Annotated in this window: 8 protein-coding genes and 1 tRNA gene; 3 read left to right on the top strand and 6 right to left on the bottom strand. The window is 48.2% G+C overall.

Annotated features, from left to right (window positions below):
* Positions 1-377: 377 nt before the first annotated feature.
* From thrB to argS, 4 genes are all read right to left on the bottom strand, one after another.
* The gene (thrB, locus tag ACN081_RS03130; RefSeq protein WP_419107002.1) at positions 378-1382 is read right to left on the bottom strand and encodes a homoserine kinase; all 1005 of its coding nucleotides are present in this window, start codon (positions 1380-1382) and stop codon (positions 378-380) included.
* A gap of 45 nt (positions 1383-1427) precedes the next feature.
* Complete coding sequence (locus ACN081_RS03125; RefSeq protein WP_419106929.1) at positions 1428-2708, bottom strand: homoserine dehydrogenase; 1281 nt, start codon at positions 2706-2708, stop codon at positions 1428-1430.
* Positions 2709-2894: 186 nt separating this feature from the next.
* The gene (gene lysA / locus ACN081_RS03120; protein ID WP_419106928.1) at positions 2895-4382 is read right to left on the bottom strand and encodes a diaminopimelate decarboxylase; all 1488 of its coding nucleotides are present in this window, start codon (positions 4380-4382) and stop codon (positions 2895-2897) included.
* 1 nt (position 4383) lies between these two features.
* On the bottom strand, positions 4384-6045 hold the full coding sequence (argS, locus tag ACN081_RS03115; protein ID WP_419106927.1) for an arginine--tRNA ligase: 1662 nt from the start codon (positions 6043-6045) through the stop codon (positions 4384-4386).
* A gap of 203 nt (positions 6046-6248) precedes the next feature.
* On the opposite strand from argS, the gene ACN081_RS03110 reads away from it, so the two are divergent.
* Positions 6249-6321: transfer RNA gene (locus ACN081_RS03110), tRNA-Arg, on the top strand.
* Between the two features lie 141 nt (positions 6322-6462).
* Positions 6463-10713, top strand: coding sequence for an ATP-dependent RNA helicase HrpA (hrpA, locus tag ACN081_RS03105; protein ID WP_419106926.1), 4251 nt, complete (start codon positions 6463-6465; stop codon positions 10711-10713).
* Positions 10714-10810: 97 nt separating this feature from the next.
* On the opposite strand, the gene ACN081_RS03100 is transcribed toward hrpA, so the two are convergent.
* Together ACN081_RS03100 and ACN081_RS03095 are read right to left on the bottom strand one after the other, a co-directional pair.
* Positions 10811-11209 (bottom strand): HIT family protein, encoded by a 399-nt coding sequence (locus tag ACN081_RS03100; protein ID WP_419103625.1) that lies wholly within the window; start codon positions 11207-11209, stop codon positions 10811-10813.
* Between the two features lie 38 nt (positions 11210-11247).
* Positions 11248-11901: an MBL fold metallo-hydrolase gene (locus ACN081_RS03095; protein ID WP_419106925.1), complete on the bottom strand. Its 654-nt coding sequence runs from the start codon at positions 11899-11901 to the stop codon at positions 11248-11250.
* Positions 11902-12040: 139 nt separating this feature from the next.
* Here ACN081_RS03095 and ACN081_RS03090 point away from each other — a divergent pair, with 139 nt between their 5' ends.
* Complete coding sequence (locus ACN081_RS03090; protein WP_419106924.1) at positions 12041-12466, top strand: Fur family transcriptional regulator; 426 nt, start codon at positions 12041-12043, stop codon at positions 12464-12466.
* Positions 12467-12470 lie beyond the last annotated feature (4 nt).

Raw genomic sequence — 12470 nt, 5'->3', positions numbered from 1 at the left:
GGTTCCTTCCCCCTCGATATTCGAAATAAGATTCGGTAATGATCGGCACAACAGAATAAGTGCCACACCAGACATCAGATAGCCCAGTGAATAGTTAACCCACATGCATCCGCACACACCACACACCGACATCGAAAAAGTTGGTGATAGGGCAGACACAATATTCCAAGAAAACAAGGAAAAGAGTTTCTCAAGAGAATGTCATGTGAAAGTTAGACGTCCAAGCGCACGGCTATGCACATGCTTGAAAACGCATACGAATCGTAAAGTCTTCCATTACAAAATATCAGCACTTTACAACATAAAACACGAAATAGCTGCTTCTTAGCTATCCCGCCTTGTGTCAAAGAAACACCATTTTTCTTCACCATAAGAGGTCAGATAACGGTTTCTTCTCCAGTAACTATAGCACCTTCTCGATCAATATCTACAGGTAATACACGCCAAAAAAGCTTTTCTGACCCATATTCGCCAATATCAGAACGCTCAAGGCCCTCAGCAATAGCATCCATCACCTCGCTACGCTCCGACATCGAACGGCCCAAAACCATCACCGTCGGCCCAGCACCAGAAATCACCGCACAGTACCCACGCTCACGCAAAAAACACACCAGTTCATACGACGGACGCATCGCATCAGCACGATACTGCTGATGCAACAAATCCTCGGTCGCCGCAAAAAGATGCTCCGGATAAGCATGCAAAGATTGAGTCAATAACCCCGTATGCGCAGAATTTACCGCAGCATCACGATGGCTCACAACCTCCGGAATCAACGCCCGAACACTAGCAGTAGACACCTCATACTCTGGAATCGCAACCACCGGAAAAATTTCTTCATGCACAGCAACATTCAACGTATACCACTGCCCCAATTCACCATACGACAACGCAAAATTACCATCTAAACAAGGAGCAACATTATCGGGGTGCCCCTCCATATCCGAACAAATCGTCAAAAGTTCGGCAGCACCCTTACGCAAAGACTCCGGTAACAACGCATTAGCCGCATACACACCAGAAACAATGGCAGCAGCAGAAGAGCCCAAACCTCGAGAATGAGGAATATTATTCTTCGCCCGAAGATGAAGACCAGGCAACCCCTCTAAACCGACAACCTCCCACAGCCTCATCATCGCTCGAACCACTAGATGAGAACTATCACGAGGCACACTCTGAGAACCAGCACCACAAATATCAAATTCTAAGCCCTCAGAAATGCGGGTCACCTCCAACTCATCGTAATGACACAATGCCACACCCAACGAGTCGTAGCCCGGGCCCAAGTTAGCGCTCGTAGCAGGAACACGAACACTAACGCGCCGACCCACCGGAATATAATCCGCCACGAAACCACGTGAAATACCAGAAGAAACAGGCATAGAAGTCACACTTTCTCCACAAACACAACAGCACACAAGGAAAAATTACTCCCCTTCTACCGCCACAACAGAAATAATCTCGCGAACACTCTCAAGAGAATCCACAACAGCCATCGTCCGGCGTACCGAAATATCACTTGCACGGTGAGTAACCAAACGAATCACCGCAGAATCCCCCGAACGATCTTTCACCTGACGCACAGCCTGCAACGAAACCCCATGCTCAGCAAAAATACGCGAAACATTAGCCAGCACACCGAGCTTATCTTCAACCCGCAAACCAATAGCAAAACGAGTCACCACCTCGTCCATACCAACAGCACACAAACCAGCATAGGTAGACTCTGGAACACCAGCACCACCAAGAACCATACGTCGCGCCAACGACACAAAATCACCTAACACCGCAGAGGCAGTCGGAGCACCTCCTGCACCAGGCCCATAAAACATCAGCTCACCGGCGTCACGAGCCTGAACAAACACCGCATTATACGCATCATGCACAGACGCTAAAGGATGCTCACGCGGAACAAGCGTAGGACTAACACGAATATTAATCCCCTCACCTTGACGCTCACAAATAGCCAAAAGTTTAATAACATACCCATCTAATGCGGCAGCCTGAACGTCCTCCGCAGTGATAGCACTAATACCCTCACAATGTACATCTGCCAGCGTAAACTCAGAATGAAACGCCAACGACGCCACAATTGCAGCCTTAGCAGCAGCATCAAGACCTTCAACATCAGCCGTCGGATCAGCCTCTGCATAACCAAGCTCTTGCGCCTGCGCTAAAGCATCAGAAAATTGCGCCCCAGTGGTATCCATCTGGTCAAGAATATAGTTAGTCGTCCCATTCATAATGCCCAAAACACGTTGAATCTGATCCCCCGCAAGAGAATCACGTAACGGACGCAGAATAGGGATAGCACCAGCAACAGCTGCCTCATACGAAAGCTGAGCACCGCTAGCCTTCGCTGCCGCTTGAAGCTCAGCACCATGCTGCGCCAATAAAGCCTTATTACCAGAGACTACAGACTTACCAGCGTTAAGAGCACGAAGAATACGAGTACGCGCCGGCTCAATACCGCCGGTAAGCTCAATCACAACATCCGCAGCGTCAATCAATGATTCCGCATCAGTTGTATACAACGATGCAGGAGCATTCCAATCACGAGAACTCGTTACATCACGTACAGCAATACCAATAAGCTCAATATCAGCACCGATACGCTGTCCTAAGGAAACAGCGTCCTCTAAAAGAATACGAGCAACTTGAGAACCAACAGTACCCGCTCCTAAAAGGGCTACCTTAATCTTTTTCATCGGGTACAACTCACCAATCTTTCTATGGATAAGGGGTGTATCGTCTCCTTCCCCATCACAGGAGAGAAGCGCTCATCAACTATCGTTATTTTTGCAGGTTCTACAAAAGAACGCACGCCTTAGCTTAGAGATATCCAAGCGTTACGGCAGTGCGTTCTTTTATGTCGTTATATGAATCAACATCAACTATTGTGTTATTTCTACATCATAAGAGAGCATCTCATCTTCACTTTGACCGCGAACAATCACAGATGGCTCTCGATCAGTCGCTGTAGAAACCACCGGCGGACGCGTCAAATAGTTGTAGTTTGAGCTCAACGCATAGCAATACGCGCCAGTTGCCGGAACAGCCAACATGTCGCCGGCACGGATATCTTGTGGAAGATAAACATAACGCACCACGACATCTCCCGATTCGCAATGCTTACCGACCACACGAGAAAGCACCTGCTCCCCCGTGGGAGCACGATTCGCTAAAACTGCCGTATAGTCTGCTTCATACAAGACTGGACGAGCGTTATCACTCATACCACCGTCTACCGACACATACCGGCGGACACGCGTCTGACCATTCTCGTCTTCAACAGCAACATCTTTGACCGTTCCTACCGTATATAAAGTCATTCCAGAAGGACCAGAAATAGAACGTCCCGGTTCAAAACTCATATGAGGAATAGCCATCGACAGACGCTCACACGTTTGCGCAATAGAATCTGCTAGTTCTTGAGCAATATGTTCAGCTTCACGCGGAGTATCTGAGCAGGTGTACCCAATACCGTAACCGCCACCTAAGTCAAGCTCAGCAAGGTTGATACCTAGACGCTGATTCAGATATTGCATATATTCAAGCACCTTTGTGGCAGCAGCGATAAAACCATCTGCCTCAAAAATTTGCGACCCAATATGGCAATGCACACCACGAAAATCAAGGTGTTGGCTTTGATGAGCTAACACCGCTGCAACCGTTGCATAAGAATCTTCTTGGCCGATACCCAAACCGGTTAACGTCTGCGAATCTAACCCGCTCAGTTCAGCTGTCCCAGATACCAACGACTGACCAAATTTTTGATCTTCGTGTGCGGTTGCAATGAAATCATGAGTTGAGGCATGAACACCAGGAGTCAAACGTAAAAGTACCGGCGCAATAACACCCATCGACTCAGCAATCCGAGCAATCTGCTGAACTTCAGGCACAGAATCAGCGACGATACGACCAACACCGTACTCTAAAGCACGACGAATCTCAGCGTCAGACTTGTTATTACCGTGTAAAGCAACTTTATGTGCCGGCACACCGGCACGGATAGCTAAAGCGAGTTCCCCGCCCGAAGCAGTATCAAGGTAAAGCCCTTCGTCATCTGCCCAGTGAGCAACAGCGCTACACAGAAAAGACTTACCAGCATAGTAGATAGATACCGGCGCCCCGACTGCTTCAAAAGCTTGCTCAAAAGCAACTCTAAAGGTACGAGCGCGCCGACGAAAAACAGACTCCGAAAAAACGTATTGTGGAGTGCCAAAACGTTCACGCAGCTGTTCAACCGGTGTTCCGTCGACGAGTAGTTCGCCAGATTCTGCCCGTGAAAAGTTTTGCTCCCAAATGGTAGGTTCAAGAACTTCTGGGTGTTCGGGCATTTGTAGCCACGACGGCACGTAAAGAGGTGTTTGGTCGCTCACGTTACATTCTTTCTGGTGCGGTTACACCCAGCAGGTATAGCGCGTTGTGAAGCACCTGTGCGGTGGCGTTGTTAAGGAGCAAGCGACTGCTATGTACGGCGGTAATTTCTTCGTCACCACGTGGTGCGACACGTGAAGAACCGTACCAGCGGTGGTATGTTCCAGCCAATGTTTCGGCGTAACGTGCTACACGGTGAGGTTCACGGAAGAGCGCTGCTTCTTTGACGGTGTTAGCGTATTCTCCGAGCACGCCAAGGAGCTGAGCGTCGAGTTCAGAGTCAAGCGCTTGCGGGTCAAAGAGGTCGGTGTTCACCCCGGCAAGTTCTGCGTTACGTGCGACAGCGCAGGTACGAGCGTGTGCGTATTGAACGTAGAATACGGGGTTTTCGTTGCTCTGCTTGGTGAGCAGATCAAGGTCAATATCAATATTTGAATCCACAGAGTAGCGTGTCAGTGTGTAGCGTGCGGCGTCTACTCCAACTGCTTCGACGAGGTCTTCAAGGGTGACGATGGTTCCGGCACGTTTAGACATACGTACAGGTTTTCCATCTTTGACGAGATTGACGAGCTGGCCAATCATCACTTCGACGCGACGTGGATCATCGCCAAGTGCGGCGGCAGCAGCTTTAAGACGTGCAGTGTACCCGTGATGGTCTGCACCAAGCATGTAAATGGCGATGTCTGCGGGGTTTTGTGCACGGTGAATCTTATCTTGGAAGTAGGCGATATCTCCGGCGATATAGGCGGCGTTCCCGTCAGATTTGATGACGACGCGATCTTTATCGTCACCGTAATCGGTAGATTTGAGCCACCATGCACCATCAGCGAAGTACAGGTTTGATGATTCTTTGAGCTTTTCGAGGAGCTCATCAACTTTTCCAGATTCGAAGAGGGAGTTCTCGTGGAAGAACACATCAAATTCCACACCAAACTCTTTCAGAGAGCGTTTGATTTGGGAGAACATGAGTTCGACGCCTTCAGCGCGGAACACTTCTTGGGGGTCTTCACTCTCAAGAGCATGAGGGTGAGTTTTGAGAATGTCCTGAGCAATTTCAGAGATGTAGTTTCCACCGTAACCGTCTTCGGGTGCAGGTTCGTTTCGTGCGGAAGCAAGAAGGGAACGTGCGAAACGGTTAATCTGGTTGCCGTGATCGTTGAAGTAGTATTCTCGTACAACGTTTGCGCCTTGAGCTTCAAGAATACGCGCGAGAGAATCTCCTACCGCAGCCCAACGGGTACCACCAAGGTGGATAGGTCCAGTAGGGTTAGCGGAAACATATTCGAGGTTAATGGTTTTTCCGGCGAGGGTGTCGTTGTGTCCGAAGGCTTCTCCAGCTGTGACGATGGTGCGTGCAAGTTCTCCTGCTGCGCCTGCTTCGAGGACAATGTTTAAGAATCCGGGGCCTGCGATGTCTACTGATGCGACACCTGAAATATCTGATATGGGTTGAGCAAGAATCTGTGCAACTTCTCGAGGATTTTTACCCACTTTTTTGGCAAGTTGCAGAGCGATATTGGTCGCCCAATCGCCGTGTTCACGGTTCTTTGGTCGTTCCACTTTAACGGTGGGAAGTTGTTCTTCACCGTTGAGGGTTAGTTCACCAGCGTTAACGGTGTTAGAGAGGATTTGTGCAATTGCCGTTGAGAGTTCTTCAGGTGTCATGCTGATAAGTTTACCTAAAAGTATCGGTGAGCCAAGTTTCTCTATAGGGTAAATCGTAGATTCGGCGTCTCCTCCCCACTTTTAGATGTTTTGTGTTGTTGATATTGCACCTAAATTGTTCACCGCAAATATCGTCTTCCTCGGGTGCTTCTGGTATCGTGGATAGTCGTTGCATCCATCGTCCGTAGACGATGTAGCACCGTGCCCCCGTAGCTCAGTGGATAGAGCACCAGTTTCCGGAGCTGGGTGTCGAAGGTTCGAATCCTTTCGGGGGCACTTTTTTCTTCCCCAAAGATACCTCGCCACCACAAAAACTATTCGACGTGATTCATCGTTACAAAGAATCAAGGTTACAAAGAACAAAGCCATTACGGCTTCTACCGCCCCACTGTGAACATCACCTAAAGTTGCGTACCCATGTCTGAGAAAAAAACTTCGCCTCAAGCCCCTTCTTTAAGCGCTCTTGCCGCTACTATTCATCACGCCCCGACCCGTATGAGCAGCTCATCAGCACAAGAGTCACACAAGAACGTTCCTCGTTCATCTCGCGGTACAAGTAAATCTGGTGCCCCAAAGAATACACGGCGTTCCCGCCGTTCATCATCGCAGGGGGCAAAGCAGCCACCAAAGCCACGGCGAGTTATTGCACCAGAAAGTATCACCTACCCTGCAGACCTTCCAGTTTGTACGCAACGACAAGAAATCATCGATGCCATTCGCTCTCACCAAGTTGTGATTGTTGCTGGTGAAACTGGTTCAGGTAAAACAACTCAGCTACCTAAAATTTGTTTAGAAATGGGATTAGCAGAATATGGCATGGTCGGTCATACCCAACCACGACGTATTGCAGCGCGCTCGGTAGCAGAACGTATCGCCGAAGAGTTAGGTGAAGAGCTCGGTCACACCGTCGGTTATCAGGTACGTTTCACCTCACAGGTGAGCGATACTTCTGCCATCAAATTAATGACTGACGGTATCCTCCTTGCAGAGATACATCACGATAAGCTGCTAACAAAGTATTCTGTTATCATCATCGACGAGGCACACGAACGTAGCCTTAACATCGACTTTATCCTCGGGTATCTCAAACAGATTCTTCCCAAACGGCCAGATTTGAAGGTGATTATCACCTCGGCAACTATTGACCCAGAACGTTTTAGCCGACACTTTTGTGCAGAAGAACTCAGCGCCGACGACGAGCTACCTCCTCATGCGCCACCCATTATCGAAGTCTCGGGAAGAACCTACCCTGTTGAAATCAGGTATCGCCCGTTATCGGAAGAGACCGAACACCCTGACGAAGACTCCGAAGACCTAGCAACAGAAGATAGAGACCCTATCGACGGTATTCTCGACGGCATCGTTGAGCTATCACGTGAAGGGAACGGGGATATCCTCATCTTCTTCGCCGGAGAACGAGAGATTCGAGATGCTCAAGAAGCTATTGAACAGCTTATCCGTAACACCCCTCAACTGCCCCGCTACGAAGTTTTACCGTTATATGCTCGGCTCTCTTTAACAGAGCAAAATCGTATTTTCCGTACCGGTTCAAAACCTCGTATTGTACTGGCAACAAACGTAGCAGAGACATCGCTAACAGTACCGGGTATCACCTACGTGATTGATACGGGCACGGCAAGAATCTCACGATACTCAGCACGCACCAAAGTTCAGCGTCTACCGATTGAAAGAATCTCTCAGGCAAGTGCACGGCAGCGTTCTGGTCGTAGTGGCCGTACCAGTGCCGGTATTGCGATACGTCTCTACTCTGAAGAGGATTTTCTTTCACGCCCAGAATTCACAGACCCCGAGATTCTACGCACGAACCTCGCCGCCGTCATCCTCAATATGAGCGCTATGGGTGTAGTTCAGTCCATTGGGGATATTGAGCGTTTCCCATTTGTGCAGAAACCTGAGAATCGAGCCATCAACGACGGCGTCGCCTTATTGAGAGAGCTCGGCGCATTAAGTATGAAATCTTCTCATAGCCGACGTCGCGGTTCCTCACCGCTGACCGCTATCGGGCGTGCCATGTCTAAGCTTCCTTTAGACCCGCGTTTGAGCCGTATGATCGTTGAAGCTCAAAAACGTGGATGTGCTAAAGAGATGATGGTTCTTGCTGCTGCGTTGACCATTCAAGACCCTCGAGAACGTCCCTACGAACAACGCGCACAAGCAGATACTTTCCACCGCCGTTTTGTCGACGATAACTCTGATTTTTCCAGTTTCTTATTGTTATGGCAGTATCTGCATGAGCAGCAAGAAGAACTTTCCTCATCACAGTTTAGAAAGCTTTGTCACCGCGAACATATCAACTTTTTGAGAGTTCGAGAATGGCAAGATCTCTTTGCGCAGCTACGCGATATTGCCCAAGAAGCAAAGATTAAGGTTAGCGCTGGGCGCATCATTGAACCGGCAGCGCATGAAGAGAATTTGCACAAGAGTGTTCTTTCGGGTTTGCTCTCTCATATCGGGTTAAAAGATGAGCGCACACGCGGAGAATATCGTGGAGTCAGAGGAACACGTTTCCATATTTTCCCTGCTTCGTCACTATTCTCAAAAAAACCAGAATGGGTGGTTGGTGCAGAACTTGTAGAAACATCAAAACTATGGGCTCGAACCAACGCCAAAATATCCCCAGAATGGGTGGAAGAAGTCGGCTCGCACCTCGTTAAACGACAATATGATGACCCTCATTGGTCGGCTGCTGCTGGTGCCGTCCTCGCTCACGAGAAAGTAACATTACTGGGGTTGCCTATTATTGCTGACCGTAAAGTTCAGTACTCTCGTATTGATCCAGAGTTATGTCGCGAGATATTTATTCGCTCAGCACTTGTTGAAGGTGACTGGAAGACACGACATCGTTTCTTCAAACGTAATCAGCGCGCTTTAGCCGATATTGAAGAGTTAGAGACGCGTCTTCGACGACGAGATTTACGTGTCGATGACCAAGCTCTCTTTGATTTCTACAATCAGCGTATTCCTGCCCATGTGGTCTCAGCACGACATTTTGATCGGTGGTGGAAAGAAGAACGTACTCGCAACGAACACCTTCTCGATTTTTCGACTGACCACCTCATCGATCAAGAAGCAGCCGATTACGATGAAAGCCAGTTCCCCCGAACGTGGACCGTCACCACAGACGGTGGTGAGCTACACCTCGATTTACGATATGAGTACGCTCCTCACCCCGTCGATACAGCATCATCTGCGCATACTGATGGTATTGCGGTGCAGATACCGTTACTCTTTTTGAACCAGCTCAGCCCAGAACCTTTCCAATGGCTTATTCCCGGTCTTCGTGAAGAACTCGTCACAGCATTAATTCGTTCATTACCAAAACAGATTCGCAAGAATTTTGTTCCAGCGCCAGACGTTGCTCGCCAGGTCATAAAACTTTTAGACGAAGAATTTTCTCCGATAGAAGATGTTTTTGACCAGTCCGTGGCGCGGTGTCTTAAACAGTTGCGTTCAGTGCCGGTGCAGCCCGAAGACTTTGATCAGCAGAAGATACCTGAACATCTACGTTTCACGTTCCAGGTGCGTAATCATCAGAACGTTATCGTAGGAGAAGGAAAAGATCTTCTTGCTTTGCAAAGCTCTCTTCATGAACAGGTACGAAACGCGTTAGCCCAGTCATTAGGAGCTAGTGTTGAGGATATTGTGGCACTTACTGCTCTGGGCAAAACGGCTCATACGGTTGCACAGTCTTCAGTGCCCAAGCCATCACCACAGAAGAAAGCTGGCGCTGCGAGCCAAGGAGATTCGACAGCTTCTGATAGTTCAGTTCGTGAACGTTCAGGTCTGTTGCACTGGCCAGAAGAAGATTTTCCGCGAACAATAACTCGCACTATTGCAACCCAACAGGTTACGGGGTATCCGGCTCTTACCGATCAGCAAAAGAGCGTTGGTTTGCAGATTTTTTCACAGGAGGTGGAGGCCTGCTCCTCACAACGTCAAGCGGTCATACGGCTTCTAAGTCTTGAGTTACCGTCGGTAGTTCGTTATGTTAGCGATCATCTTTCGCATCAGGAGAAACTGATTTTTACCCAGAATCCGCACGGTTCGGTAGATCAGTTGGTTCAAGATTGTTTAGCAGCTGCTATCGATCATCTCACCCCAGAAAACCCGCCATGGACGAAAGCTGAGTATCAGATACTTTATGATCGTGTACGAGCCGATTTAATAGATGCTGTCTTTGAGGTTACGAAGCTTGTTGCAGATATTCTTCGTGAGTCTGCTGCTGTACAGAAAATGTTAAAGAAGGCTACCTCTTTATCGGTCATCCATGCTGTGAGCGATATGAAATCTCAGCAGGAGAATCTTGTTTACCCTGGGTTTGTCGCTCAAACGGGGTATCAGCATTTAGCGCATATTCCGCGCTATCTTCAAGGTATTTCACGCCGTCTTGAAAAGTTAGGGTCTCAGCTACATCGAGATCATCAGCAGATGCTCATTGTACAAGAACTCGAAGATTCCTATGATGAGGCAGTTAAATCTTTACCAGCTGGTACGCACGTTACCCAAGAGTTAAAAGATGTTGGCTGGATGACCGAAGAGCTACGCATCAGTTTCTTTGCACAAAATTTGGGCACAGCATATACAGTCTCCGAAAAACGTATCAAAAAAGCTTTACGTGAAGCGTTAGAAAAATCCTCTCGAAACTAGCTCATCTACGGTTGTACCGGTTCGTGCTGTTCAATGCTGTGGGGTGTGGGTAAAACTGACACTAGTTTTACCCACACCCCACAGCTATGGACGCGAGTTATTCTGCTAAGGCCTCACGTAAGGACTGTGCATGTTGTGCTAGTTCTTCTGGCGGAACGTCACGTTGGATAGCTTCGGGCGAGAAGTCTGCCATGCTATTGGCAGGGTACACGTGAAGGTGAGTATGCGGAACTTCAAAACCAGCAATCATCAAAGCGCTACGTTCTGAGTCAAATACTGTACGTTGAGCTTGTGCAATTTTCTGTGCCACAGCAAAAAGGTGGTTACGTAAACCATCGGGCAAGTCGACCCAATGGTCTATTTCTTCTCGAGGGACAACAAGCGTATGTCCAGGGTTCACTGGTTCAATCGTCAAAAATGCTGCGCATTGGTCATCTTCATAGACGATGTGTCCAGGTAGTTCGCCGGTCATAATTTTTGTAAAGATGGTGGTCATCAGGTGTTCTGCCTTTCTTTGAGCAGTTCGTCAAAACTTTAGGAGATCTCTACGCTCTCTTTGGGTTCAAGTAACGAAAATTCTGTTCCATACCGTGCAGCAAAGTTCTTCGTGTGTGTGCCAATCATCGTTCGACCAGAATCTGCTAAGAGAGAATCATGAATTTGGTAGGCACGTGGAGCACGTACTGAAGCCACAAAGTCAATAACCTCACCAATTTTATTCCACGGTGCGTGGATTGGAACAAGGAGCGTTTTAACGTTGACTCCATCAGGAACAACAAAATTGTCACCGGGGTGGTATAAGTTATCGTTGATAAAGTACCCAACGTTAGGAATCATTGGGATGAGCGGATGAATCAACGCATGCTGACCACCAAATGTTTTGATATTAAAACCGTCAAGAGTGATGCTTTCTGCACCAGCTACAGCCTGTATCTGGGAGTTAGGTAGGGTGCGAGACATCTGTTCTGCGACAGGCGCCGGCGCGTAGATACGTACCTCAGGATGTTCTTGAAGATAAGGGTCAACACGTTCAGGGTCATAATGGTCAGGATGCCCGTGGGTAATCAATAAATAGTCGGCGCCCTCAAGAGCTTCAGATACTTCCGAGAAGTTTCCGGGGTCAAGAACTAGTATTCTTCCTTCGTGTTCAAGACGAACACAAGAATGAGTGTATTTCGTAAGTTTCATGTATCCACCCTAATATGAGTGTGCTTTATAGTCTCTCAGATTATTCTAGAGATGGGGATAAATATCGCAATATAGCGTATCTATATCCCCTAGTGTAAGGTGTTGAAAGTATATTTTCGGTGATATGAAGGGCTAGAGCATGATGGCTGAATCTCAGAACGCTAAACCTGAGGTACGCAACACAAAGCAGCGTCGCATTGTTAAAGCAACGTTAGAGGGCTTAGATGATTTTATCTCAGCGCAAGAATTACATATGCTCATGGTCTCACGTCAAGAGGCTGTTTCTTTAGCGACAACGTACCGTATTTTGCAATCTTTAGCAGAATACGGTGAGGTGGACGTACTCAAAACCGAAGATGGAGAATCTATCTACCGTAAATGCGAAGTAGAACATCACCATCATCATTTACTCTGCCGCCGTTGCGGTGCTGCAGTTGAGTTAGAAGCACCTTCTATTGAGGATTGGGCCACAGCTATTGGAGCACAATACGGTTATACAGATATCGACCATGTTATTGAGGTAACCGGTGTGTGTTCCTTATGCCAGAAGAAAGACCTCCCCTAGCAGA

Source organism: Rothia sp. P13129, assembly GCF_048512865.1.
GTDB lineage: Bacteria > Actinomycetota > Actinomycetes > Actinomycetales > Micrococcaceae > Rothia.
The sequence above is the reverse complement of the archived record's forward strand: the minus strand, read 5'-3'. Positions and strand labels throughout refer to the sequence as shown.